This is a genomic window from Microbacterium sp. NIBRBAC000506063 (genome assembly GCF_017968845.1).
GTDB lineage: Bacteria > Actinomycetota > Actinomycetes > Actinomycetales > Microbacteriaceae > Microbacterium.
Genome location: NZ_CP072876.1, coordinates 1561699 through 1586590 on the forward strand (window position 1 = coordinate 1561699; position 24892 = coordinate 1586590).

14 protein-coding genes and 13 pseudogenes are annotated in these 24892 nt (G+C 70.3%); 12 read left to right on the top strand and 15 right to left on the bottom strand.

The window, feature by feature from the left end:
* Window positions 1-108: 108 nt before the first annotated feature.
* From galE to galT, 3 pseudogenes are all read right to left on the bottom strand, one after another.
* Window positions 109-1088 (bottom strand): annotated as a pseudogene (gene galE, locus KAE78_RS08935) (UDP-glucose 4-epimerase GalE).
* 164 nt (window positions 1089-1252) lie between these two features.
* Window positions 1253-2420, bottom strand: a pseudogene (gene galK / locus KAE78_RS08940) (galactokinase).
* A pseudogene (gene galT / locus KAE78_RS08945) lies at window positions 2417-3629 on the bottom strand (galactose-1-phosphate uridylyltransferase). Before galT ends, galK begins: the two co-directional pseudogenes overlap by 4 nt.
* A gap of 51 nt (window positions 3630-3680) precedes the next feature.
* Between galT and KAE78_RS08955 the strand changes: the two are divergent.
* The 3 genes and pseudogenes from KAE78_RS08955 to KAE78_RS08965 form a co-directional block, all read left to right on the top strand.
* Window positions 3681-4214: pseudogene (locus tag KAE78_RS08955) on the top strand (LacI family DNA-binding transcriptional regulator); the annotation flags it as partial.
* A 38-nt stretch (window positions 4215-4252) separates the two neighbouring features.
* A complete protein-coding gene (locus KAE78_RS08960; protein ID WP_223172455.1) occupies window positions 4253-4624 on the top strand; it encodes a substrate-binding domain-containing protein in 372 nt (123 codons plus the stop codon).
* 66 nt (window positions 4625-4690) lie between these two features.
* Complete coding sequence (locus KAE78_RS08965; protein ID WP_223170598.1) at window positions 4691-5809, top strand: glycerate kinase; 1119 nt, start codon at window positions 4691-4693, stop codon at window positions 5807-5809.
* A 90-nt stretch (window positions 5810-5899) separates the two neighbouring features.
* Here the strand turns inward: KAE78_RS08965 and pgm are convergent.
* Window positions 5900-7538 (bottom strand): annotated as a pseudogene (gene pgm / locus KAE78_RS08970) (phosphoglucomutase (alpha-D-glucose-1,6-bisphosphate-dependent)).
* 77 nt (window positions 7539-7615) lie between these two features.
* Between pgm and pheA the strand changes: the two are divergent.
* Window positions 7616-8579: pseudogene (gene pheA / locus KAE78_RS08975) on the top strand (prephenate dehydratase).
* A 164-nt stretch (window positions 8580-8743) separates the two neighbouring features.
* Here pheA and KAE78_RS08980 read toward each other — a convergent pair.
* Window positions 8744-9783 (bottom strand): annotated as a pseudogene (locus KAE78_RS08980) (MsnO8 family LLM class oxidoreductase).
* An 86-nt stretch (window positions 9784-9869) separates the two neighbouring features.
* On the opposite strand from KAE78_RS08980, the gene KAE78_RS08985 reads away from it, so the two are divergent.
* On the top strand, window positions 9870-10877 hold the full coding sequence (locus KAE78_RS08985; RefSeq protein WP_223170599.1) for a LacI family DNA-binding transcriptional regulator: 1008 nt from the start codon (window positions 9870-9872) through the stop codon (window positions 10875-10877).
* A 247-nt stretch (window positions 10878-11124) separates the two neighbouring features.
* Window positions 11125-12765: pseudogene (locus KAE78_RS08990) on the top strand (glycoside hydrolase family 13 protein).
* 91 nt (window positions 12766-12856) lie between these two features.
* On the opposite strand, the gene KAE78_RS08995 reads toward KAE78_RS08990, so the two are convergent.
* Window positions 12857-13018, bottom strand: coding sequence for a hypothetical protein (locus KAE78_RS08995; RefSeq protein ID WP_223170600.1), 162 nt, complete (start codon window positions 13016-13018; stop codon window positions 12857-12859).
* A gap of 257 nt (window positions 13019-13275) precedes the next feature.
* Between KAE78_RS08995 and KAE78_RS09000 the strand changes: the two genes are divergently transcribed.
* The 4 genes and pseudogenes from KAE78_RS09000 (at window position 13276) to KAE78_RS09015 (ending at window position 16108) form a co-directional block, all read left to right on the top strand.
* The gene (locus KAE78_RS09000; protein WP_223170601.1) at window positions 13276-13779 is read left to right on the top strand and encodes an extracellular solute-binding protein; all 504 of its coding nucleotides are present in this window, start codon (window positions 13276-13278) and stop codon (window positions 13777-13779) included.
* Window positions 13776-14183: a hypothetical protein gene (locus tag KAE78_RS09005; protein WP_223170602.1), complete on the top strand. Its 408-nt coding sequence runs from the start codon at window positions 13776-13778 to the stop codon at window positions 14181-14183. Before KAE78_RS09000 ends, KAE78_RS09005 begins: the two co-directional genes overlap by 4 nt.
* A gap of 73 nt (window positions 14184-14256) precedes the next feature.
* Window positions 14257-15223 (top strand): annotated as a pseudogene (locus KAE78_RS09010) (carbohydrate ABC transporter permease).
* A pseudogene (locus tag KAE78_RS09015) lies at window positions 15220-16108 on the top strand (carbohydrate ABC transporter permease). Before KAE78_RS09010 ends, KAE78_RS09015 begins: the two co-directional pseudogenes overlap by 4 nt.
* Window positions 16109-16114: 6 nt before the next feature.
* Here KAE78_RS09015 and KAE78_RS09020 read toward each other — a convergent pair.
* From KAE78_RS09020 to KAE78_RS09035, 5 genes and pseudogenes are all read right to left on the bottom strand, one after another.
* Window positions 16115-16351, bottom strand: a complete 237-nt coding sequence (locus tag KAE78_RS09020) for a GAP family protein (RefSeq protein WP_223172456.1) — start codon at window positions 16349-16351, stop codon at window positions 16115-16117.
* A complete protein-coding gene (locus tag KAE78_RS17695) occupies window positions 16312-16440 on the bottom strand; it encodes a hypothetical protein (RefSeq protein ID WP_262927876.1) in 129 nt (42 codons plus the stop codon). Before KAE78_RS17695 ends, KAE78_RS09020 begins: the two co-directional genes overlap by 40 nt.
* 80 nt (window positions 16441-16520) lie before the next feature.
* A pseudogene (locus KAE78_RS17700) lies at window positions 16521-16784 on the bottom strand (GAP family protein); the annotation flags it as partial.
* On the bottom strand, window positions 16781-17017 hold the full coding sequence (locus KAE78_RS09030; RefSeq protein WP_262927622.1) for a sodium-independent anion transporter: 237 nt from the start codon (window positions 17015-17017) through the stop codon (window positions 16781-16783). The pseudogene KAE78_RS17700 and the gene KAE78_RS09030, both read right to left, overlap by 4 nt.
* Before the next feature lie 40 nt (window positions 17018-17057).
* A pseudogene (locus tag KAE78_RS09035) lies at window positions 17058-18295 on the bottom strand (SulP family inorganic anion transporter).
* Window positions 18296-18600: 305 nt separating this feature from the next.
* Here KAE78_RS09035 and KAE78_RS09040 point away from each other — a divergent pair.
* Window positions 18601-20289 (top strand): cation:proton antiporter, encoded by a 1689-nt coding sequence (locus tag KAE78_RS09040; protein WP_223170604.1) that lies wholly within the window; start codon window positions 18601-18603, stop codon window positions 20287-20289.
* A gap of 83 nt (window positions 20290-20372) precedes the next feature.
* Here KAE78_RS09040 and KAE78_RS09045 read toward each other — a convergent pair whose 3' ends face one another.
* Genes KAE78_RS09045 through KAE78_RS09060 form a run of 4 tightly spaced genes read right to left on the bottom strand, consistent with a single transcriptional unit; the run spans window position 20373 to window position 22040 of the window.
* Complete coding sequence (locus tag KAE78_RS09045; protein ID WP_223170605.1) at window positions 20373-20606, bottom strand: helix-turn-helix domain-containing protein; 234 nt, start codon at window positions 20604-20606, stop codon at window positions 20373-20375.
* Complete coding sequence (locus tag KAE78_RS09050; protein ID WP_223170606.1) at window positions 20603-21358, bottom strand: hypothetical protein; 756 nt, start codon at window positions 21356-21358, stop codon at window positions 20603-20605. Before KAE78_RS09050 ends, KAE78_RS09045 begins: the two co-directional genes overlap by 4 nt.
* A gap of 5 nt (window positions 21359-21363) precedes the next feature.
* Window positions 21364-21636, bottom strand: a complete 273-nt coding sequence (locus KAE78_RS09055) for a hypothetical protein (protein WP_223170607.1) — start codon at window positions 21634-21636, stop codon at window positions 21364-21366.
* Window positions 21633-22040, bottom strand: a complete 408-nt coding sequence (locus KAE78_RS09060; protein ID WP_223170608.1) for a hypothetical protein — start codon at window positions 22038-22040, stop codon at window positions 21633-21635. Before KAE78_RS09060 ends, KAE78_RS09055 begins: the two co-directional genes overlap by 4 nt.
* Window positions 22041-22247: 207 nt before the next feature.
* Between KAE78_RS09060 and KAE78_RS09065 the strand changes: the two are divergent.
* Window positions 22248-24775 (top strand): annotated as a pseudogene (locus KAE78_RS09065) (ATP-dependent Clp protease ATP-binding subunit).
* Window positions 24776-24892: the final 117 nt, after the last annotated feature.

Below are 24892 nucleotides of genomic sequence, written 5' to 3' on the forward strand. Positions count from 1 at the left end.
TGTGGGTCGTCGGCGTCGGATGCCGCATCTTCTGAGACCGCCGGAGTGGTCGGTCTCAGTTGTTGCGGGATCGGTGAGGCGGATGTCGCAACAAGTGAGACCGGCGGGTCAAGGGGCGGCGGCGGAGCGGGCCTCCCAGCCCGAGCGCACCATGTCTTCGACCGTGTGACGCATGCGCCAGTCCAGGTCGCGGGCGGCGAGTTCGCCCGAGGCGACGATCCGGTCGGGGTCGCCCGGGCGGCGCGGGCCGATCTCGGGCGTGAATCGGATGCCGGTGACCTCCGCCATCGCATCCATGATCTGGCGCACCGAGAGGCCATCGCCGGAGCCGAGGTTGTAGGCAGGCTCGATCGGCTCACCGGCGGCCAGGCGCTGCGCGGCGGCGACGTGGGCGAGGGCGATGTCGCCGACGTGGACGTAGTCGCGCACGTTCGTGCCGTCGGGGTGTCATAGTCGTCGCCGAAGATCACCGGGGTCTCATCGGCGAGGAGCTTCTCGAACACGATCGGGAAGAGGTTGTGCGGGCTGACGTCGTACACCGCCGGATCGGCGGACCCGACGACGTTGAAGTAGCGCAGCGAGGTGTGGCGCAGCGGCGCCGCGGTGCCGGCCGTCGCGACGGCCTGGTCGCGGATCAGCCACTCGCCGATGAGCTTCGACTCGCCATAGGGGCTCGCCGGGCGCTTGGCGGTGTCCTCGGTCACGAGGGCGACGTCGGGCGTGCCGAAGACGGCGGCGCTCGAGGAGAAGACGATGTTCGCGACGCCGGCGGCCGCCATCGCCTCGAGGATGACCCGCGTCCCCTCGACGTTCTGCGCGTAGGTGTGCAGAGGGCGCTGCACCGAGGCGCCCGCGTACTTGAACCCGGCGACGTGGATGACGCCCTCGACGCCGTGCACGCGGAGGGTCTGCTCGACGACCGCGCGGTCGAGGATGCTGCCCTGGACGACCGCGACGCCCTCCGGCACGAATCCCGATCGGCCGCTGGAGAGGTCGTCGAGCACGACGGGGGTCAGCCCCGCCCCCTGCAGTGCGCGCACGACGTGCGCTCCGATGTATCCGGCACCGCCGGTGACCAGCCACGACATAAGGGTCCTCTCTGTTGCCGAGCCATTGTCTCGCATCCTCGCCGCGATTCGTCCCTATCGGCCGGTCGGCTGCGGCGTCCCGTTCCGCGGACGGTGTCCCGATTCGCGGAGTGATTTCCGGTATCCGTCGGCAGATCGGGACACTGTCCGCGAATCGGGCGCGATCATGCGTCGCGCCCCGCTCCGGCCGACGGCACGACCGTGAAGATGTCGGGCGGGGTGAAGTCGGATGCCGCGAACGCCGCCGTGACGGCATCCGACACCCCGTCCGCATCCGCGTGGGAGACGAGGGCGATCGCCGCGCCGCCGAAGCCGCCGCCGGTCATCCGCGCCCCGAGGGCGCCGGCCGAGAGGGCGGCCTCGACGGCCGTGTCGAGCTCGGGCGTGGAGATCTCGAAGTCGTCGCGCATCGACGTGTGCGAGGCGGTCAGCAGTGGGCCGATCGCGCGGGCGCCTTCGGTGCGGAGCGTGCGCACGGTGTCGAGCACCCGCTGGTTCTCGGTCACGATGTGTCGCACGCGCCGGAAGGTCTCCGCGTCCAGGAGCGAGGCCGCCCGGTCGAGGTCGGATGCCGCCACATCCCGCAGCGCCGGCACGCCCAGAGCCGCGGCGCCGCGCTCGCAGGAGGCGCGGCGCTGACCGTAGCCGCCGGTGGCGTGGGAGTGCTTCACGCGCGTGTCGAAGACGAGCACCTCCAGGCCCGCCTCTGCGAAGCCGAGCGGGACGAGCGTCGTCTCGAGGCGGCGGCAGTCGAGGAAGAGCGCCGCATCCGCCTCCCCGAGCATCGAGGCCATCTGATCCATGATCCCCGTCGGCGCCCCGACGGCCTCGTTCTCGGCACGACGGCCGATCCGGGCGAGTGCACGGGCGTCGAGGCCGGCCTGCCAGACGTCGTTCAGCGCCGTCGCGACGGCACCCTCGATCGCGGCGGACGACGAGAGCCCCGCGCCCACCGGCACGTCGGAGACGATCGCGATGTCGACGCCCGTGCCGGAGGCGCCCGCCTCGCGCAGCGCCCAGGCGACGCCGAGAGGGTAGGCGGCCCACTCGGGTACGGTCACCCCGGTGAAGAGTTCCGGCGAGAGCTCGGCGAGAGCGACCTCGACGGGCTCTTCGGCGAAGGACGATGCCACACGGATGCGGTCGTCCGCGCGCTCCGCCACCGCGGCCGTCGTGCGCTGCGAGATCGCGAACGGCAGCACGAAGCCGTCGTTGTAGTCGGTGTGCTCGCCGATGAGGTTGACGCGCCCGGGGCCGACCAGACGCCGGCGGGGCGTGACCGGTGAGATCGCGGAACAGTGCAGTCGCAGCATCCGATCGCTGCGCGGTCATGCGGCGGACTCCGCCGCGCGCTGGACGGCCTCGCGCAGGCGGGCGGCGCCGTCCTCCGGGGTGATCTCGGTGGCCCAGGCCCACATCGCGGCTTCGGAGCCGGCGAGGAACTTGAGCTTGTCGGCGGCGCGCCGCGGGCTCGTCAGCTGCAGATGCAGGCGCACGGTGTCGCGACCGACGTGGACAGGCGCCTGGTGCCAGGCGGCGATGTACGGGGTCGGCGTCTCGTAGAGCGCGTCGACGCCGCGCAGCAGCGTCAGGTACAGCGGGGCGAGCTCGTCGCGCTCGGCCTCGGTCGTCTCGGCGAGATCGGGAACGTGCCGGTGCGGCAGGAGGTGCACCTCCAGCGGCCAGCGCGCGGCGAAGGGCACGAACGCCGTCCAGTGCGCCCCCTGCAGCACGACCCGCTCGGAGGCCTGTTCGAGGTCGAGGATGCGCCGGAAGAGATCGGGCGCGGTGCGGTCGATGCTCTCCAGGGTGCGGGCGGTGCGCGGCGTGATGTACGGGTAGGCGTAGATCTGCCCGTGCGGATGCGGGAGGGTCACCCCGATCGCCGCGCCGCGGTTCTCGAAGGGGAAGACCTGCTCGATGCCGGGCAGCCGCGACAGCGCCGCCGTGCGGTCGGCCCAGGCCTCGATCACGGTGCGCGCGCGGGTGGTCGTCTGGGTGCCGAAGGATCCGGAGTGGTCGGGGCTGAAGCAGACCACCTCGCAGCGGCCGACGGAGGTGCGGGTGCGGCCGAGCCCGAGGGCGTCGAGGTCGTCGAGACCGCGCGGCGGGTTCGCGGCGGCGGGCGCGGTGCCGTGTGCCTCGGCGAGGGCGGGGCCGAAGGCGGGGGAGCGGTTCTCGAAGACCGCGACGTCGTAGAGCGACGGGACCTCGGAGGGGTTCGCCGGCGACTGGGGGCGAGCGGATCGGCGTCGGCCCGGGCATCATGACCCGGTTCTGCCGGCTCGCGGCCACGGTGATCCAGTCGCCGGTGAGGATGTCGAGGCGCATGCTCGAGGTCTCCGGACGCGGATCGAGGATGCGGGTGTCGATGGCGCGCTCGGGGCCGAGGGCGGTGTCGGGGTCGTCGTAGTAGATCAGCTCGCGTCCGTCGGCGAGACGGGTGGCGCGCTTGACGACACCCGCGCCGAGGTGCTCGGTCGACGATTCCGGAGAACTCACGCTGTTCACGGTACAGCGAAGCCATGTTATCGTCAACATGACTGAACTTTCCGGAGTTGCGGGCAGGGGACGATGACCAGACGAGTGTCGATGGCGGATGTCGCCGCGCGCGCCGGCGTCTCGGCGCAGACCGTCTCGCGCGTCGTCAACGGCAGCCCGCGTGTCGACCCGGCCACGCGCGCCGCCGTCGAAGCCGCGATGGTCGCGCTCGACTACCGTCCCCATCGCGCGGCGCGGGCGCTGCGCACCGGCCGCACCCAGACCATCGGACTCGTCGTGTCGACGCTCGCCACCGTGGGTAACTCCCGCACGCTCGAGGCGATCTCCCTCGCGGCCGCGACCCGCGGCTACGCGCTGACGGTGGTCACAGCCCCTCGCCGCGACGACGTCGCCGACGCCTTCGCCCGTCTCCACGAGCAGGGCATCGACGGGGCCATCGTGCTCAACGAGGCGACGGCGCTGGCTCGCACGCTCGAGGTGCCCGCCTCCCTCGCGCTCGTCGTGGTCGACTCCCCTCCCGATGAGCGCTACGTCGTCGTGCAGACCGACCACGCCGCCGGGGCGCGCCTCGCGACCGCGCACCTCCTCGCTGCCGGGCACGAGACCGTGCACCACCTGGCGGGGCCCGAAGGCTCCTTCGCCGCCGCCGAGCGCGAGCGGGGCTGGCGCGAAGCGCTGGCCGGGCGGCCGGCCGGGGAGGTGCTGCGCGGGACTGGAGCGCGGCATCCGGGTTCCGTGCGCTGCAGGACCTGCCCGATACGGCCACGGCCCTCTTCGCCGCGAACGACCAGATGGCGCTGGGTGCCCTGCGCGCGCTTGCCGAGTCGGGGCGCACCGTGCCCGGAGACGTCGCGGTCGTGGGCTTCGACGATGTGACGGATGCCGCCGACTACCGTCCGCCGCTGACGACCGTCCGCCAGGACTTCGATGCACTCGGAGAGGCCGCGGTGGCAACCCTCACCGCGGTGATCGGGGGCGAGCCGGCGCAGGGCGTGACCCTGATGCCCGGGCTCGTGCGCCGAGCCAGCGCCTGAGGCGCGTGCGGCGGACGCGTGGGGGTTCGGCGGGCAGGGGTAACGTCATGAGCAGGAGGAGCGCACATGCGGATAGTCTTCGCCCCCGACAGCTTCAAGGGGACGCTCTCGGCATCGGATGCCGCGGCCGCGCTCGCCGAGGGTTGGCGCTCGGTCGACGCGGATGCCGAGCTGGTGCTGCGGCCGATGGCCGACGGCGGGGAGGGGACGGTCGAGGCGTTCGCCGCCGCCGTGGACGGCACCCGGGAGATGGCGGTCACCGTGACGGGGCCGGCGGGCGACCCGATCCCCGCGCGGTGGCTGCTGTTGCCGCCGACGGAGGGCACGCCCCGGGGCACGGCCGTGATCGACCTCGCCTCGACATCCGGGATCGAGCTGCTCGGCGACCGCCGCGAACCCTGGGACGCTGGCACGGCCGGCTTCGGCGAGGCGATCGCCGCCGCGCTCGACCACGGCGTCTCGCGTCTCGTGCTGGGCATCGGGTCGAGCGCCTCGACCGACGGCGGGGTGGGCATGCTCACCGCTCTCGGCGCGCGCATCCTCGACGCCGAGGGTGCGCCGGTCGCCTCCGGAGCGCGCGGCCTGCTCGACGCGGCATCGGTCGAGCTCGCCGGGCTGCGACCCGCACCCGAGGTGATCGTGCTCACCGATGTGACCCACCCGCTCACCGGACTGCGCGGCGCGGCGGCGGTCTTCGGCCCGCAGAAGGGGCTGATCGCGCCCGAGGACATCGCCCGGGTGGATGCGGCGCTCGGCCGCTTCGCCGGGCTCATCGGGCTCGACCCGGCAACCCCGGGAACGGGAGCCGCCGGCGGCGTGGGCGGCGCGCTCGTCGCCTGGGGTGCGCGTCTGGTGCCCGGTGCTGCCGAAGTCGCCCGGATGATCGGGCTGCCGGAGGCGCTCGCGACCGCTGATGTCGTCGTCACCGGCGAGGGCTCCTACGACGGCCAGTCCGGTGACGGGAAGGTGCCGTCCTACGTCGCCGATCTCGCCGCGCGGTCGGGAACGGTCTCTCTGCTGGCCGCCGGCCGGATCGCCGCGGATGCCGACGCCGGGCTGTTCGCGGCATCCGTCTCCCTCACCGAGATCGCCGGCTTCGCCGAGGCGGCGCTCGCCGACCCGGAGCGGTGGCTGCGCGAAGTGGGGGTGCGGCTGGCGCGATCGGTGCCGCCGTTGCCGCGCTGATACTGCGTTTCGTCTCGATCCCGCTACGCGGGTTCTCGCTCAACGACCGGGGGACGGGCTTCGCTCAACGACCGGGAGGACGGGCTCCGCTCAACGACCGGAGAGCGCCTCGGAGACGACGGCCCGGGCCTCCTCCTGGACCTGGGCGAGATGCTCCGGGCCGCGCAGCGACTCCGCGTACAGCTTGTAGACGTCCTCCGTGCCGGAGGGCGGGCGGCGAACCAGGCGTGCGCGGTCTGCACCTTCAGCCCGCCGATCGCCGCATCGTTGCCGGGGGCGTGCGAGAGCTTGGCGGTGATCTCCTCGCCGGCGAGCGAGGTGGCGCTCACCGCGTCCGGGGAGAGCCTGCCCAGCGTCGCCTTCTGCTCGGGCGTCGCCGGTGCATCCACCCGCTGATATGCGGAGGAGCCGAACTCCGCCTCGAGCTCGCGGTAGCGCTCCGACGGCGTCTTCCCGGTCACGGCGATGATCTCGGCGGCCAGCAGGCACAGCAGGATGCCGTCCTTGTCGGTCGACCACGCGGAGCCGTCCCGGCGGAGGAAGGAGGCCCCCGCCGACTCCTCGCCGCCGAAGGCGACCGAGCCGTCGAGCAGCCCGGGCACGAACCACTTGAATCCGACGGGCACCTCCAGCAGCGTCCGACCGAGAGAGGATGCGACCCGGTCGATGATCATCGACGAGACGAGCGTCTTGCCGATCGCCGCCTCCGCGGGCCAGTCGGGCGGTGCGAGAAGAGGTAGTCGATCGCGACGGCCAGGTAGTGGTTGGGGTTCATGAGCCCGGCATCCGGTGTCACGATCCCGTGCCGGTCGGCGTCGGCGTCGTTGCCGGTGAGCACGTCGAAGTCGCCCCTCTTGGCGACGAGCGAGGCCATGGCGTTCGACGAGGAAGGATCCATCCGGATCTTCTCGTCCCAGTCCAGTGTCATGAAGCGCCAGGTCGGGTCGACCTCGGGGTTCACGACCGTCAGATCGAGTCCGTGCAGCTCGGCGATGAGCGCCCAGTACTCCACCGAGGCGCCGCCCATCGGGTCGGCGCCGATCCGCACGCCCGCACGGCGGATCGCCTCCACGTCGATGATCGACGGCAGGTCGCGCACATAGGCGTCGCGGAAGTCGTACTCCCCGATGCGCGCCGCATCGATGTCGGCGAATCGGATGCGGGTGACCTCGGCCAGTCCGCCCGCGATGAGCGCGTTCGCCCGCTCGGCGATCCAGCCCGTCGCATCCGTGTCGGCCGGCCCGCCGTTCGGTGGGTTGTACTTGAAACCGCCATCGCGGGGCGGGTTGTGCGAGGGGGTGATGACGATGCCGTCGGCGAGGGCTGCGACATCCGACACTCCGCGGTTCGCCGTGAGGATGGCGTGGCTCAGCGCCGGGGTCGGCACCCAGGAGTCGCGGGCGTCGACCCGCACGTCGATGCCGTTCGCGACGAGCACCTCGATCGCGCTGCGCTCGGCGGGGCGCGAGAGCGCGTGCGTGTCGCGCCCGAGGAAGAGCGGCCCGCCGATGCCCTGCGAACGCCGGTAGTCGACGATCGCCTGGGTGGTGGCGAGGATATGGTGCTCGTTGAAGCTGCCCGACAGCGACGAGCCGCGATGGCCGCTCGTGCCGAACACGACCCGCTCGGCGGCCACGGCCGGATCCGGCCGGCGGTCGTAGTAGGCGTCGATCAGCTCATCGATGTCGACGAGGTCCGATTCTTCTGCGGGCAGTCCTGCGCGGCTCATGCGCCCAGTCTGTCACCGGGCGCCGCGTCTGTCAGGTGGCTCCCGTCACGAACGATCGCGGGACTAGGCTGTTGCGGGTGAACTCCGACTCCGCGGCATCCGTCCCCTCACGACGTACGTACAGCTATCTCGGACCCGCGGGACCTTCACGGAGGCGGCCCTCGATCAGGTCGCCGAGGCGCGCGGACAGATCTGGCGGGCCGTGCACAACGTCGGCGAGGCGCTCGACGACGTGCTCTCGGGGACGAGCGACGCGGCCATGATCGCGATCGAGAACTCCATCGAGGGCGGTGTCTCCACCACGCAGGACGCGCTGGCGACCCTGCCCGGGCTCCGGATCGTCGGCGAGTACCTCGTTCCGGTGAGCTTCGTGCTCGTCGGAGCGCCCGGGACCTCGCTCGCGGATGTGAAGACCATCGCCGCCCACCCCGTGGCCTACGCCCAGTGCCACCGCTGGCTCGGCGACCACCTGCCCGCGCACACCCACGTTCCGGCGGCGAGCAATGTGGCCTCCGCGCTCGGGTCCTCGACGGCTCGCTGCCGGCCGAGGCCGCGATCGCCGCGCCCGGCGTCATCCGCCATCAGGAGGTCGAGGTGCTCGCCGAGGCGATCGGCGACAACTCCGAGGCCGTGACCCGGTTCGTGCTCGTCTCGCGCACGGCGCCGTCGCCGCCGCCCACGGGAGCCGACAAGACCTCGCTCATCGCCGAGCTCCCCGACGACCACCCGGGTGCCCTGCTGGAGCTGCTCGAGCAGTTCTCGACCCGCGGCATCAACCTCTCGCTCATCGAGTCGCGGCCGATCGGAGACGCCCTCGGTCGCTACCGTTTCGTGATCGACGCCGACGGCCACATCCACGACGAGCGGATGGCCGACGCGCTCCTGGGTCTGAAGCGCTTCAGCCCCAAGCTCATCTTCCTGGGCTCCTACCCGCGCGCCGACCGGCAGGTCGTGCAGTACCCCGATCGCTACGCGGACGACGTGTTCGTCGAGGCCCGTGACTGGCTGCGCGGCATCGTCTCGGGCGAGCCGGAGGACTGAGCCGCGCGGTTTCGCGGTGAGGCATGTTCGCTCTGCAGGAGGGTGCGGGCGGTCTGCAGGAGCGATGACCTGGATTCCGGGCACGCACCGGCGTGTCGCCTGCGCCGGGACGCGTTGGTCCTGCAGACGGCCGGATGCCTCCTGCAGAACGACCGGGGTATCGGCTACAAGGCGGCCGCGACGAGCTCCAGGGTCTGCGCGCGACCCGGCGAGGCGTCGCGCGGCTCGGACTCGTAGGCGCCGGCGACCGGCGAGAGCATGACCTCGTCGACGCCGTACCGCGCCGCGAAGTCCCGCACCTGTGCCGCGACGTCCGCGCCGGTGCCGATGAACCAGCGCGCCCGGGCATCGGCCGTGAACTGCTCGAAGAGCGGATCGGATGCCGCGCCGCGCGCCTCCTCGACGGTCTCGAGCGCGGTCAGCGGCCTGTTCGTGCGCAGCCGCGCGAACATGCGCAGCTGCGGCAGCGCTCGCTCCTCGGCCTCTTCCGCGGTCGGGGCGGCGACCGCGTTGACGGTGAGGAAGGTGCGCGGTTCCGGGTGCTCCTCGCTCGCCTGGTAGCCGTCGCGGTAGAGGGCGAGCGCACGGTCGAGCCCCGAGCCGGAGAAATGGTTGGCGAAGACATAGGGGAGTCCGGCGGATGCCGCCAGCTGCGCCGAGTAGTCGCTCGACCCGAGCAGCCACACCTCGGGGAGCCGGTCGCCGCCGGCGTCGCGTGCACGGTGTACTCGCCGCCGCTCGTGAAGCGCAGGGCAGCGCCCTCGGGAGAGCTGAGCGCCGCGATGTCCTGCACATGCCTCGGGAACTGCTCCACGTCGCTCGTCGTCCCCGAGGTGCGCAGGAGCTGGGTGATGACCGGGTCGCTGCCGGGCGCGCGGCCCAACCCCAGGTCGATGCGTCCGGGCGCGAGAGCCTCCAGTGCGGCGAACTGCTCGGCGACGATGAGTGGGGCATGGTTCGGCAGCATCACACCGCCCGAGCCGAGGCGCATCCGCGCGGTGCGCGCGGCCGCCGCGGCGATGAGCACGGGCGGCGAGGTCGAGGCGACCGCGGGCATGTTGTGGTGCTCGGCGAACCAGTAGCGGCGGATGCCGAGAGCCTCGGCCCTCCGCACGAGATCGAGCGAGGCGGCGACCGCCTCGGAGCTGGTCTGACCGGTGCGCACGGGCACGAGGTCGAGGACGGAGAGGGCTGGCGCAGTCATCTTCGGGTGCAACCCGGCATCCGATCTCCCCATTCCCTCCCGCAAGTGATTGCGTTTTCCTGCAAGTTCTTGCGTAGACTGTCGCCGTGTCCCAGCGTCTCGCCGAAGTGGCCCGCAAGGTCGGGGTCAGCGAAGCCACCGTCAGCCGTGTGCTCAACGACAAGCCCGGAGTGTCGGATGCGACGAGGCAGGCCGTGCTCACGGCCCTCGACGTCCTCGGCTACGAGCGGCCGACGAAGCTGCGCGGCGAGCGTGCGCGGCTGGTCGGGCTCGTGCTCCCGGAATTGACCAACCCGATCTTCCCGGCCTTCGCCGAGATCATCGGCGGAGGGCTGACGCAGAACGGCTACACCCCGCTCCTGTGCGTGCAGAACGCGGGCGGCATCTCCGAGTCGGAGTATGTGGACCTCCTGCTGCAGCAGCAGGTCTCGGGGGTGATCTTCCTCGGCGGCAACTACAGTCAGGCCGACTCTCCGCACGAGCACTACGAGCGCCTGCGGCGGGTGAAGCTCCCGACCGTCTTCGTCAACGCACGGGTGGACAGGCTCGAGTTCGCGACCGTCTCCACCGACGACGTGCTCGCCGCGGAGCAGGCCGTGACGCACCTGCGCCAGCTGGGGCACCGGCGCATCGGCCTGCTGCTCGGGCCGAGCGATCACGTGCCCTCGGAACGCAAGCTCGACGGTGCGCGGCGGTGCCTCGCGCAGCTCGGCGACCCGCTGGAGGACGACCTCGTCGTGCGCGGGCTCTACACGATCGAGTCCGGGCAGGCCGGCGCGAAGCAGTTGATCGACGCCGGTGCCACGGCGATCGTCTGCGCCAGCGACCCCCTCGCCCTCGGGGCCATCCGGGCCGCCCGGCGGGCCGGCAAACGGGTCCCCGACGACGTGAGCATCGTGGGCTTCGACGACTCCTCGCTCATGAGCTGCACGGAGCCGCCCCTGACGACGGTCAGGCAGCCGATCGAGTCGATGGGGCGCACCGCGATCGACCTGCTCCTCGCCCAGATCCGCGGTGGCGGACGCTCGCACACGGAGCTGCTGTTCGAGCCCGAGCTCGTGCTGCGCGCCTCCACCGCCCCGCTCGCCTCCTGAGGCGTCGCCGAACCGAGCGGAACCCCGGTGTCGGGTGGTGGCCGGATGCCGCGGATCGCTGCGGCCGAACCCGCTTGCGCATTCTTGCGTGATCTTGCGTAGATATGAAATTACAACTGTTTGTCTACTTCTTGCGTTAATCCATCCGCGAAGCTACATTCGTCGTCGACACACTTCGACGATGAGGAGCACCGTGGACGCAGACGTCCAGACGCGCGAGGACGCGACCCGCACCCAGCCCGTTTCCGTGCCGACGATCGCGCCGGGCGCGCTCGAGGAGGATCCGCTGTGGTGGCGTCACGCCGTGATCTACCAGGTCTACGTGCGCAGCTTCGCCGACGGCAACGGCGACGGCACCGGCGACCTCGCCGGGGTGCGCGCCCGTCTCCCCTATCTGAAGTCCCTCGGCGTCGACGCCATCTGGTTCAACCCCTGGTACGCGAGTCCTCTCGCCGACGGCGGCTACGACGTCGCCGACTACCGCACGATCCATCCCTCCTTCGGCACCCTGGCCGAGGCGGAGAAGCTCATCTCCGAGGCGCTCGCGCTCGGCATCCGCACGATCATCGACATCGTCCCGAACCACGTCAGCGACCGGCATCCGTGGTTCCAGGAGGCTCTGGCAGCGGGGCCCGGCAGCCCCGAGCGCGAGCGGTTCTGGTTCCACCCCGGGAAGGGCGAGGGCGGCGAGGAGATCCCTACGCACTGGGTCTCCAGCTTCCAGGGCCAGACCTGGACGCGCACCGTCGACCCCGACGGCACGCCCGGGGAGTGGTATCTGCATCTGTTCACCCCGAGCAGCCCGACCTCAACTGGAACCACCCCGACGTGCGCCGGGAGCATGAGGACATCCTCCGCTTCTGGTTCGACCGCGGCGTCTCCGGCGTGCGCATCGACTCCGCGGCGCTCCCGGTGAAGGATCCGGCGCTCCCGGAGATCGCGGGGGAGCCCCGCGGCGGCGCCCACCCGCACATCGACCGCGACGAGCTGCACGACATCTATCGCTCGTGGCGTCGCGTGGCCGACGAGTACGAGGGGACCTGCATCCTCGTCGGCGAGGTCTGGCTCGACGACGCCGAGCGCTTCGCCCGCTACCTGCGCTCGGACGAGATGCACACCGCGTTCAACTTCGACTTCATGACCCAGCCCTGGGACGCCGGCTGCATGCGCGCGTCGATCGAGCGCACGCTCGCCGAGCACGCCCCCGTCGGCGCGCCGGCGACCTGGGTGCTCTCGAACCACGATGTGACCCGGCCCGTCACCCGGTACGGGCGCGCCGACTCGGGCTTCGCCTTCGATCGCAAGCGCTTCGGCACCCCACCGACCTGGAACGGGGCATGCGCCGCGCCCGGGCCGCCGCGCTCCTGGTCGCCGCCCTCCCCGGAGCCATGTACATCTACCAGGGTGACGAGTTGGGCCTCCCCGAGGTCGAGCTCCCCGCGAGGTCATCGAGGATCCGATGCACTTCCGCTCCGAGGGGGTCGACCCCGGCCGGGACGGATGCCGCGTCCCGCTGCCGTGGGCGGGCGCCTCGGCGCCGTACGGCTTCGGGACCGACCCGGAGCACGAGCCCTGGCTGCCGCAGCCGGCGGACTGGTCCTCGCTCACCGTCGAGGCCGAGGAGGCGGACCCGCAGTCGATGCTGCGCCTGTACCGCGATGCCCTCGCGATCCGGCGGACCCGCGACGACCTCGCCGGCGAGCGGCTGGAGTGGCTCGAGCTCGGCGCCGGTGTGCTCGCCTTCCGACGTGGCGAGCACACCGCATCCGTCACGAACTTCGGCCCCGTGCCGATCGCCCTCCCTGCGCACCGCGGGGAGGTCCTCTGCAGCGCACCGCTCGAGGACGGCGCGCTGCCGCCCGACACCACCGTCTGGCTCGAGATCTGAGCCCGGCATCACCTCGACCCTGCATCACCCACACCCACGAAAGGGAAAGACAATGAAGTCACCAGGACGGATCCTGCTGGTCGGCGCCACGTCAGTGGCGTTGGTCGGCTCCATGGCGGCGTGCTCCGCCGGCGAGAGCGGTGAGCCCGAGTCCGGCAGAGTCGAGCTGCGCGTCGCCACCTTCCCGCCCGGCGCCGACGTCGCCGCCTATGAGGCCTTCGCCGCGCAGGAGAAGCAGTTCGAAGACGAGCATCCCGACATCGACATCATCGGCGTCGAGTACGAGTGGGAGGGGCCGACCTTCGCCGTGCAGCTGGCCGGCGGCAGCCTCCCCGACGTCTTCACCGTGCCCTTCACCGACTCCAAGACGCTGCTCGAGAACGGTCAGCTCATGGACGTCACCGCCGAGATCAGGGAGCTCGGATATGAGGACGCCTTCAATCCGATCGTCCTCGAGGGCGTGACGGATGCCGCAGGAAACATCTTCGGCTTCCCCGTCAGGCCTACGGGATGGGACTGCACTACAACCGCGACCTGTTCGCACAGGCCGGCCTCGATCCGGATTCGCCGCCGACCACCTGGGACGAGGTGCGCCAGTACGCCCAGCAGATCTCGGAGCGGACCGGCAAGGCCGGGTACGCGCAGATGGCGATCAACAACACCGGCGGCTGGCAGCTCACCGCGCAGTCCGTCGCTCGCGGCGGTCGCACCCAGGTCGACAACGTCGACGGCTCGGCGCAGTCCACGATCGACAACCCCGGCACGAGGGCGACGCTGGAGTTCCTGCATCAGCTGCGCTGGGTCGATGACTCCTTCGGCTCCAAGGTGGACCTCGACTGGGGCACGATCAACCAGGAGTTCGCCGCGGGCAACATCGGCATGTACACATCCGGATCGGATGTCTACACCGCGCTCGTCCGCGACTTCGGTCTCGCTCCGGACGCCTACGGTCTGACGGTGGTCCCCACCGAGGGCGCCGACCCGGGCACGCTCGGCGGCGGGACATCGCGGTGATCAGCCCGACGATCGACGAGGCGACCAAGGCCGCCGCCGTCGCCTGGATCGACTGGTACTACATGCGCAAGCTCCTCGACGAGGATGCGGCGGTGCTCGACGCCCGGACGCTCAGCGAGTCCGGCCAGGCCGTGGGCACCCCGGTGCTTCCGGTGCTCAGCCGTGAGCTCTACGAGGAGTCGCTGGTCTGGATCGAGCCGTACATCAACGTACCGCGCGATCAGATGGCGCCGTTCATCGACTCGATCTGGGACCAGACCCCGGTCGGCGAGCCGAAGAAGGCGACGCAGGAGATCTACGCCCTGCTCGACGACGTCGTGCAGACCGTGCTCACCGATCGCAACGCCGACATCGACGCGCTCCTCGCGAAGGCCCAGGCCGACGCCCAGGGGATCCTCGACTGACCGGCATCGGAGGGGCGCTTCGCAGGGAGCCATGCGGCGAAGCGCCCCTCCTCTCCACACAGCAAGGCAGGACATGACCATCACCTTCCCCGAGGTCGCCGCGGCGGCATCCGACCCTCCGCAGGACCCGCCGCCGCGGCGGCGTGCGCGGCGCACTCCCCTGACGTGGCTTCGCGGGGGAGGGCTCTCGAACCTCCTGTTCGTGCTGCCGATGCTGATCGTCTTCTTCTTCTTCAGCTGGTCGCCGATCGTGCGGTCGGTGATCATGAGCCTGCAGAAGACGAACCTCATCGTCTGGGAGTGGGTGGGCCTGGACAACTACATCGCGGTGCTCACCGACCCGCAGCTGGGTCAGGCCGTGATCAACACCCTGTACTTCGCGGTGCTGGCGCTCGTCTTCGGCTTCCCGCTTCCGCTGTTCATGGCCGTGCTCATGAGCGAGGTGCGCCGGGGAAGGGCCTCTACTCGGCGCTGGCGTATCTGCCGGTGGTCATCCCGCCGGTCGTCGCCGTGCTGCTGTGGAAGTTCTTCTACGATCCATCGGCGACGGGTGTGTTCAACACGATGCTGGGATGGGTCGGCATCCCGCCGCAGCCCTGGCTGTCCTCGGCCGTGCAGGCGATGCCCTCGCTCGTGCTGGAGGCGACCTGGGCGGCGGCGGGCGGCTCGATCATCATCTACCTCGCCGCGCTGCTCGCCGTGCCGCCGGAGCTGTACGACGCCGCCGAGGTGGACGGCGCCGGGATCTGGCGCAAGGTCTGGCACGTCACGCTGCCGCAGCTGCGCGGCATCCTGTTCATCATGCTGATCCTGCAGATCATCGCGACCGCGCAGGTCTTCCTCGAGCCGTTCCTGTTCACCGGGGAGGACCGGCGGGCGCGACGCGCACGATCCTGCTGTACATCTATGACAAGGCCTTCCGCAACAGCCTCGGCGGCGACTACGGGGAGGCGACGGCCGTGTCGGTGCTCCTGGCGATCGTGCTCGCCCTGCTGTCGTGGCTGTACTTCCGTCTGACGAACCGGTGGAGCACCTCATGAGCGCGCTGGATTCCGAACGCACCATCGTCTCCGCCTCGGAGCGACGGCGGCTGGGGGTCGGATCGGCTTCGGCCTCACCCACGCCTTCCTCCTGGCGACGCTCGTCTTCGTCGGGCTCGGACCGATCCTGTGGCTCATGAAGGCCGCGGTCACGCCGACGCAGGACACCCTGACGCAGCCCTTCGCACTGTGGCCGAACGGCATCGACTGGGCGAACCTGTCGCAGGCGTGGAACGACATCCACATCGACCAGTACTTCTTCAACACGATCGTCATCGCCGCCGGCGCCTGGCTGGCCCAGCTCTTCGTCGCGACCACGGCCGGCTACGCCCTGTCGGTGCTCCGACCGAGATACGCGCCGATCCTGAGCGCGCTCGTGCTCGCGACCCTGTTCATCCCCGGCATCGTGCTGCTGGTGCCGCTGTACCTGACCATCGTGAATCCGCCGTTCGGCATCGGCTCGCTGCTGAACAACTACCTCGCGGTGTGGCTGCCGATGGCGGCGAACGCCTTCAACATCCTGCTCGTCAAGAGGTTCTTCGACAATCTCCCCGAGAGGTGTTCGAGGCCGCCCGCACCGACGGCGCCGGCCCTTTCCGGCTGTTCTGGTCGATCGTCCTGCCGATGTCGAAGCCGATCCTCGGCGTCGTGTCGGTGTTCGCGATCATCGCCGCCTGGAAGGACTACCTCTGGCCGATGCTCGTGCTGCCGGATCCGGCCGTGCAGCCGCTGTCGGTGCGACTGCCCGCGGTGGCGAGCCAGACCGAGCTCGACGTCTTCCTGGCCGCCCTGGCGATCGCGACGCTCATCCCGATCGGGATGTTCCTCATCTTCCAGTCGGTCTTCCTGCGCTCGGCAGGGCTCGGCGGCGCGGTCAAGGGCTGAGTGTCCTCAGAGGCTTCCGATGCCCTTGCCGACCACGACCGCGCCGAGGACGGCCAGCACGACGCACATGATGACGGCGTTCTCCCGGCTCAGCCAGACGCGGAGGGCGTCCAGTGCGGCCGCGAGCCGATCGGATGCCGCGAGGTATCCGAGCACGAGCACGAGCACGGTCGATCCGGCGAGCAGGGTGAAGATCCCGACCGTCAGCGCGAGAGCTCCCGTGTCGAGCTCGCTCGATCCGATCGTGGCCCCGCGCTGGCGGCGAGCAGGAGGTTCTTCGGGTTGACCCCGCCCAGCAGGAGCCCGAGCCCGAGCGCGCCGCCGAAGCCCATGCCGTCGATCCTCTGCATCCACGGGGCAGGTGCGGATCCTCGCCTTCGCGCGGACGTCCGCGCCACTGCCGGAGGGCGAGGAGGAGCAGGCCTGCGCCGAGCAGGATCTGGATCGTGCCGAGGAGAGGGCGGGATGCGGCATCCGACTCTTCGGGGAGGAGACCGGAGAGCAGACTGAAGAGCGTCGTGGCGGCGAGGATCCCCGCGAGCCAGCCCAGGAGGAACCCGACGCTCGTGACCCGCGCCCTCGGCGAGAGCAGCATGAGGATCGCGGCGATGATCGGCACCGGGCTGATCGCGATGCCCAGGGCGAGCGGGATGGTCTGTCCGATCACCTCGTTCATGCGTCGTCCTCTCGCGGCCGTACGGCGGTGACGGCCTCGACGGCCGCGCGATTGGTCGGGTGCAGCGGCTCGTCGTCGAGGATCCCCAGCAGACGGAGCCGCTTCTGCACGGGAGGCGTCACACGGCTGAAGGCGAGGGAGACGCCGTGGTCCCGCAGCCAGTCCTTGAGTCCTTCGAACGACTCGGCGGCGGTCACATCGACATCGCTCACCGCCTCCAGGTCGAGCACCACGTGCCGCACGGCGTCCGGCCCCGGGCGGTGATCGCCTTCTTCACCGCTTCGACGAACACGTTGCCGTTCGCGAAGAACAGCGGGCCGACATCCGCACGACCACGACGCCCGGTGCCGTGACCGCTCCGCGCGGCGCCTCCTCCAGCAGAGAGGCCGCTGGGTCGTCGTTCGCGGCGAGCACGTCGATCGCCGGGCTCGCCGCGCGCTTGGCGAGGTTGACGAGCGCGAGGACGAAGGCGACGAGGATGCCGGGGATCGATCCCACCAGGAGCGTCACGAGGAAGCAGATCGCGCCGACGGCGAATTCGAAGCGGTCGATCTTCCAGAGCCGCCCCAGCTCGGTGAACCCGAGCAGCGGGATGATCGCGACGGCGACGATCGCGCCGATCGCGGGAGAGGGGATGTCGGCGAGCAGGGCGGTGCCGAACAGGAGCAGGAGCAGGGTCCCACCGGCGAGGACGAGCGAGGGCAGCTGGGTGCGCGAGCCCGCCTGATCCATCGCCGCCGTGCGGCTGGTCGAGGAGCCGACGGCGAAGCTGCCCTGGAAGCCTGCGGCGACATTCGCCAGGCCGAAGGCGAACAGGTCGCGGTTCGGCCGGGTCGGATAGTGCCTCTTCTCCCCGTAAGAACGGGAGACGAGCAGGCCTTCGGCCGTCGTGACCATCGTCAGCGCGAGGGCGGAAGGGATCAGCAGCGCCCACGTCTGCCAGTCGAGCATCGGCCAGGTCAGAGAGGGCGGTCCCGCCGGAACCTCGCCCAGCACGGCCACGCCGCGCTGATCGAGCTGGGCGACCACGACGAAGACCGTGGCGGCGACGAGCACGACCAAGGCCCACGGCACTCGGGGCAGGAACCGCTTGCCCAGCAGCAGCACGGCGACCGCGACGGCCGAGATGAGGATCGACCACGCGTGGGCGGTGCCCAGCCCCGACACCAGGTCGACGAGCTTCTGGGTGAACTCGCCGCCGGAGTCGATCGACACGCCGAGCATCTTCGCGATCTGGGAGACGAGGATGTCCAGCGCCAGGCCCCGACGAAGCCGACGAGGATCGGCTTCGACAGGAAGTTGGCGAGGAAGCCCAGTTTGAAGACCGCCAGCAGCATGAACATGACTCCGCAGATGATCGCCTGTGCGAGAGCGAGGGTCAGATAGTCCGCCGAGCCTGCGGCGGCCAAGCCGCCGATGGAGGAAGCCACGAGAGCGGCCGCGGCGGCATCCGGCGATGCCACGACCTGTCGCGAGGAGACGACGAGGGCGTAGACGATCGTCGGCACCACGAGCGCGTACAGCCCGGCCGTCGGGGGAGCCCGGCGATCTGCGCGTAGCCGATGTTGAGCGGGATGGCGATGGCCAGCAGCGTGATGCCCGCGGTGAGCTCGGTGGCGAGGTTCTTCCGGGTCAGCCCGGCGAGGGGTCTCTGCACGCTGGTCTCCTTCCGGTCGGGCGGCAGTGCTCGGGTGGTTCGTCCTCGATACACAGCATGGGTCACCGGTGCTCGTCTGTCGATGGGGTCATCACCCGTCCAGGGTGACGTCGGGGGAGTCGGATGCCGTCTGCGCGACGCCGTCGGTATCGTGAGCGCATGGACGGCGAGATCTTCCTTGTTCTGGTGTGCGCCCTCGCGGTCGCGGCGTTCGCGCGGTGGCGTGGATGGCCCGCGCCGCTGCTCGTGACGGGCGTGGCGCTGGCGGCCTCGCTCCTCCCCTTCGCGCCCACGCTCGACCTCGACGGGCACATTCTGCTGGGCATCGTGCTGCCGCCGCTGCTGTACTCGGCCGCGCTGGACGTCTCCTTCGTGAACTTCAAGAGGAGCCTGCCGCAGATCCGTCGCCTGGGCATCGGTCTGGTTCTCGTGACGACCGTCGTCGTCGGCCTCCTCGCCTGGTGGATCATGCCCTCGCTGACCCTGCCCGGAGCCCTGCTGCTGGGAGCGATCGTCGCCCCGCCGGACGCGGTCTCCGCCGCCGCGATCGGACGCCGACTCGGTCTGCCCCGGCGCATCATGACGGTGCTGTCCGGGGAGAGCCTCGTCAACGATGCGACCTCGCTGACGCTCTTCCGAGTGCTCGCGGCGATCCTGGCGGGTGCGACGCTGACGGTCTGGGGCGGCATCTGGCAGTTCGTTCTCGCGGTCGTGCTGGGCGCGGGCATCGGTCTCGTCTTCGGCATCGCCATGCACCAGCTCCGGATGCGGGTCGACGACTCGGTGCTCGTGGGCACCTTCTCGCTGCTCGTGCCCTTCGGCGCCTACGCCATCGCCGAGCACGTCGGCGGCTCGGGCGTGCTGTCGGTCGTCGCGATGGGGCTGTTCGTCGGCTATCACTCGCCGAAGACCAGCTACGCGACCCGGCAGCAGGAGCGTCCGCTGTGGCTGTCGGCGGATCTCCTCCTCGAGAGCTTCGTCTTCGCCTACATCGGCCTGCACAGTCCCGCGCTCGTCGCCGGCCTGGAGACGGATGACGTGCCCACCCTCCTCGTCCTCACCGGCGCCGTTCTGCTGGCGGTGCTGCTGGTGCGGCCCGCCTTCGTGTACCCCGCCTACGCGTGGGGGCAGATGTGGGCGCGTCTGCGGCAGCGGCGGGGTGCGGCATCCGGTCGCTCTGCGCCCTCGGGGCGCCCTCGATACGAGCCCGAACCCGTGCTGTCGTGGAAGGACAACGCGGTCGTGTCGTGGGCCGGCATGCGCGGGGTCGTCACCCTCGCGACGGCGATCGCCGCCGCAGATCTCGCCGGCCTCGACGAACGGTCCGAGACCGTGATCCTGTTCGTGGCGTTCTCGGTGACCATCGCGACACTGCTGCTGCAGGGGCTCACGCTGCCGCTGCTCATCCGGGCGCTCGGCGTCGCCGACGGCTCCGACGAGGCCGAGGAGGAGCGGGCTCGCGAGGCCGTGCGCGTCGCCTCGGCGAAGGCCGGCGCGGAGTTCCTCGCCGCACAGCGCATCGAGTGGGAGGCGAAGCACGGTGCCGCAGGCACGAAGGTGTTCGACGACATCGCCGAGCGCTTCTCACGCGTGTGGGCCGACACCGACGATCTCCGTGAGACGAAGAAGGAAGCGTCGGATGCCGCGGCGCCCTCCTTCGCCGACTACGTCGCCCTGTCGAAGGGGTGGCTTGCCATGCGGCGCGAGGTGCTGATCCGCGAGCGCGACGCCGGCACCCTCGACGAGGAGGTCATGCGGGATCTGCTCACGGCTCTGGACGCCGAAGAGCTCGCCCTCGACACCCGCAGCGCCGTGCATCCCGAGGAGGGTGGTGCCTCGCGGGACTGAGGCGGGTGACATCCGCTCCGACTCCTCGGCAGTCGTTGTCGCATATCGACGCCAGGAGCGACATCTTCTGACCAGGATTCGGGTTAGCGGTCGGCGAGTACGAGGAGCTCGCCGACCTCGCACTGCAGGGCGTCGCAGATCGCGCGGAGCGTCGAGTAGCGGATCGCCCGGGCACGGTCGTTCTTGAGCACCGAGAGATTGACGATGCTCACTCCGACCCGGGCGCTGAGCTCCGTGAGGGTCATGCCGCGCTCGGCGAGCAGCTCGTCCAGGCGGCAGTGGATGCCGGTGGGCTCCTCGTTCTCGGCCGGGGTCATACCAGCCCCTCGGTGTCGCGCTGCAGGCGGGCGCCGTAGCGGAACACCGCAGCCAGCGCAGCGAACGCGAGGCCTGCCGCAAGAGGCCAGAACGGAAGCGTGAGCGTGAACGCAGGGCTCGGCCACCAGGCCTGCAGGGCGTCTTCGACGCCCGGGATGTCGGGGTATTGAGCTCCGTTCCATGCGAACAGCTCGGCCGAGGCCATGCTGCCGGCGAGATCGCCGAGCATCGTCGCGGCGACGCCTCCTGCCGCGACGACGGCCGCGGTCACCATCAGCATGCGCGCCACGACCGGTGCGAAGGCGCGGCCGGCGAGGAGCTGGAAGCAGGCCACCGCGATCATCGCGGCGATGACGGCCGGCAGCAGCCACAACAGCGTCTGGCTGATCATCCACGAGACGCGGGCGCCCGCGCTGAGCCCTTCGACGAGGATCTCGGCTGAGGTGAACCCGCCGCTGACGAGCGTGGCGTTCGTGCCCTCGATCATGGTGCCTTCAGGAAGAGCCGGCCAGAACTCGCGGACCGGGACGGTGATGAGCACCTGGCTCTGCAGGAGGATCACGAGGCCTGTCACGATCCCGCCGACGAGCGAGAATCCTGCCCAGATGGCGGCGACGACGAGTGTCACGCGAACTACAACCGAGGCGTCACCGGGCGGATCGGAGCGCTTGCCCTGTCGGATGATCGCGGTGATGACGGCGGCGAGCGCGCCGAGGGCGATTGCCGCCGCGATGGGGATCCAGGAGCTCATGGTGCTCACACCAGCCCTTCCGTGTCGCGTTGCAGACGCGTTCCGTCGGCGACCAGGACACCGAGGACGAAGATGAGGACGCCGAGGAGGAGCAGTGTCGGGTCGACGCGGTCGAGCACCCACAGCCAGTCCCACAGCGGCAGTTCGATCGCATCGGGACCGTCTGGCGTGAAGACACCGCTGTGACCGGCATCGTAGACGGCGTAGCCCAGCTCCCTCACTGCCAGGTCTACGGCGAGCGCCTCCAGCTGCGGTGCGACGGCGGCTGCGACGATCACGAGCGCACCGAGCGCGCCCAGGCCCCATGACAGCAGCCGGGCGAACGGACGCCCCTGAGCATCCGCACCGCGAGCAGCACGGCGAGAAGCCCGCCCGCGATGATGACGAGGATGCCGAGCCCTTCCGCGAGGGCCTGTAGCGTCCGGGGAGCGAGGAGCGCCTCATCGCTGACGATGCGGAGTCCGTCGTAGTCGAGACCGCCGGCCTCAGGCCGGCCGCCTTCGATCGGCACCTGCGGTTGACGGGCGGTCAGGAGCCCCGCACGCCCGTTCCAGTAGTCGGTGAAGTAGCCGGTGATCCTCGGAACGGCTGCGACCACCGCGCCCAGGAGGATCAGGCCGCCGAAGAGCAGCGCGGAGATGAGCACCGTGGTTCGGCCTGCGCGAGACGTGGTGTCAGACATTCGATCCCCTCCTTATCGATATTCGTTGTTATCGACGATCGTTAACATAACGACTCTCGATAACCGCGTCAACCCCGGGGCGAGACATCGGATGCAGCAGATATGCCGACGGCGAACACGGGCATACGCGCGCCCCGGGCTGGTTACTCTCGATATACGGCGAGGACTGACGGTCCGCGCCATCGCCCCGAGCGAGAAGGAGTGACAATGTTCGAGAGATTCACCGACCGTGCACGTCGTGTGGTCGTCCTCGCCCAAGAAGAGGCGAAGATGCTCAACCACAACTACATCGGCACCGAGCACATCCTCCTGGGGCTCATCCACGAGGGCGAGGGCGTGGCCGCCAAGGCACTCGAGGCGCTCGGCATCTCGCTCGAGAACGTGCGCGAGCAGGTGCAGGACATCATCGGCCAGGGTCAGCAGCAGCCGACCGGCCACATCCCCTTCACCCCGCGCGCCAAGAAGGTGCTCGAGCTGTCACTGCGCGAGGCGTTGCAGCTCGGCCACAACTACATCGGCACCGAGCACATCCTCCTCGGCCTCATCCGCGAGGGCGAGGGCGTGGCCGCCCAGGTGCTCGTCAAGCTCGGCGCCGACCTCAACAAGGTGCGCCAGCAGGTCATCCAGCTGCTCTCCGGCGCCCCGGGCCGTGAGCCCGCCGCCGTCTCCGGCGCTGCGCACGAGGCCCCGCCGGCGCTCAAGGCGGCTCGCAGGTGCTCGACCAGTTCGGCCGCAACCTCACCCAGGCCGCGCGCGACAACAAGCTCGACCCGGTCATCGGCCGCGAGAAGGAGGCCGAGCGGGTCATGCAGATCCTCTCGCGCCGCTCCAAGAACAACCCCGTCCTCATCGGCGAGCCCGGCGTCGGCAAGACCGCCGTCGTCGAGGGCCTCGCCCAGGCGATCGTCAAGGGCGATGTTCCCGAGACGCTCAAGGACAAGCAGCTCTACTCCCTCGACCTCGGCTCGCTCATCGCCGGCTCCCGCTACCGCGGCGACTTCGAAGAGCGCCTGAAGAAGGTCACCAAGGAGATCCGCACCCGCGGCGACATCATCGTCTTCATCGACGAGATCCACACCCTGGTCGGTGCGGGCGCCGCCGAGGGCGCGATCGACGCCGCTTCGATCCTCAAGCCCCTGCTCGCCCGCGGCGAGCTGCAGACGATCGGTGCGACCACGCTCGACGAGTACCGCAAGCACTTCGAGAAGGACGCCGCACTCGAGCGCCGCTTCCAGCCTGTGCAGGTGCAGGAGCCCACCCTCCCGCACGCGATCAACATCCTCAAGGGGCTGCGCGACCGCTACGAGGCGCACCACAAGGTGCAGATCACCGACGGCGCGATCGTCGCCGCCGCGAACCTCGCCGACCGCTACGTCTCCGACCGCTTCCTGCCCGACAAGGCGATCGACCTGATCGACGAGGCCGGCGCGCGCCTGCGCCTGTCGATCCTGTCGAGTCCGCCGGAGCTGCGCGAGTTCGACGAGCGGATCGCCAAGGTCCGTGAGGACAAGGAGACCGCCTCCGAGGACCAGGACTTCGAGAAGGCCGCCGCCCTGCGCGACCAGGAGAAGGAGCTGCTCGCCGAGCGGCTGCGCCTGGAGAAGCAGTGGCGCTCGGGCGACGTGGCCACCAAGGCCGTCGTCGACGAGGGCCTGATCGCCGAGGTGCTCGCCCAGGCGACCGGCATCCCGGTGTTCAAGCTCACCGAGGAGGAGTCCAGCCGTCTGGTCTTCATGGAGAAGGCGCTGCACCAGCGCGTCATCGGCCAGGAAGAGGCGATCAACGCGCTCTCGCGCACGATCCGCCGTCAGCGCGCGGGCCTGAAGGACCCGAAGCGCCCCAGCGGCTCGTTCATCTTCGCCGGCCCCACCGGCGTCGGAAAGACCGAGCTGGCCAAGGCGCTCGCCGAGTTCCTCTTCGACGATGAGGGCGCGCTCATCTCCCTCGACATGAGCGAGTTCGGCGAGAAGCACACCGTCTCGCGGCTGTTCGGCGCCCCTCCCGGGTTCGTCGGCTTCGAAGAGGGCGGCCAGCTCACCGAGAAGGTGCGCCGCAAGCCGTTCTCGGTCGTGCTCTTCGACGAGATCGAGAAGGCCCATCCCGACATCTTCAACTCGCTCCTGCAGATCCTCGAAGAGGGCCGCCTGACCGACGGCCAGGGGCGCGTGGTCGACTTCAAGAACACCGTGATCATCATGACGACCAACCTCGGCTCATCGGCGATCGCCGGTGGCCCGGTCGGCTTCCAGATCGAGGGCAACACCCAGACGACCTACGAGCGGATGAAGGGCAAGGTCGACGAAGAGCTCAAGCGCCACTTCAAGCCCGAGTTCCTCAACCGCGTCGACGACATCATCGTCTTCCCGCAGCTGTCGAAGGACGAGCTGCGCCAGATCGTGGGTCTGTTCACCAAGCAGCTCAGCGAGCGCCTGCTCGACCGCGACATGACGGTGGAGCTGTCGGATGCCGCGAAGGACAAGCTCATCGAGATCGGCTTCGACCCGACGCTCGGCGCCCGGCCGCTGCGCCGCGCCATGCAGCGCGAGATCGAGGACCAGCTCTCCGAGCGGATCCTGCACGGCCAGCTCAACGCCGGCGACCACGTGAAGGTCGACGCCGAAGGCGGCAAGTTCGTCTTCGACACCGCACCGCGTGGCGAGAAGGTCTCGGTCAGCGTCAACACCGGCGGTGCCATCTCCGGCACGCCCGACCTGGCGGTGGCCTCGGGCGAGTAGTCGCACGAACGGGGTCGGGTGCTGCGGCATCCGACCCCGTTTTCGTGTGCGGCGCACCCGAGTGGGTACCGAATTCCGGATTGATCGGATGTCGCACGGCGTGTTGCCGACCGACGC

What these genes read in the sequence shown, in the direction of transcription:
- KAE78_RS08965 (WP_223170598.1), top strand. Translation starts at nt 4,691, where the DNA reads ATGCGGATAGTCTTCGCCCCCGACAGCTTCAAGGGGACGCTCTCGGCA.
- KAE78_RS08995 (WP_223170600.1), bottom strand. Translation starts at nt 13,018, where the DNA reads ATGCTCGTCTTCGAACTGCTTCTCCTGCGCGGCGAAGGCCTCATAGGC.
- KAE78_RS09000 (WP_223170601.1), top strand. Translation starts at nt 13,276, where the DNA reads ATGGGACTGCACTACAACCGCGACCTGTTCGCACAGGCCGGCCTCGAT.
- KAE78_RS17695 (WP_262927876.1), bottom strand. Translation starts at nt 16,440, where the DNA reads ATGGGCTTCGGCGGCGCGCTCGGGCTCGGGCTCCTGCTGGGCGGGGTC.
- KAE78_RS09040 (WP_223170604.1), top strand. Translation starts at nt 18,601, where the DNA reads ATGGACGGCGAGATCTTCCTTGTTCTGGTGTGCGCCCTCGCGGTCGCG.
- KAE78_RS09045 (WP_223170605.1), bottom strand. Translation starts at nt 20,606, where the DNA reads ATGACCCCGGCCGAGAACGAGGAGCCCACCGGCATCCACTGCCGCCTG.
- KAE78_RS09050 (WP_223170606.1), bottom strand. Translation starts at nt 21,358, where the DNA reads ATGAGCTCCTGGATCCCCATCGCGGCGGCAATCGCCCTCGGCGCGCTC.
- KAE78_RS09060 (WP_223170608.1), bottom strand. Translation starts at nt 22,040, where the DNA reads ATGTCTGACACCACGTCTCGCGCAGGCCGAACCACGGTGCTCATCTCC.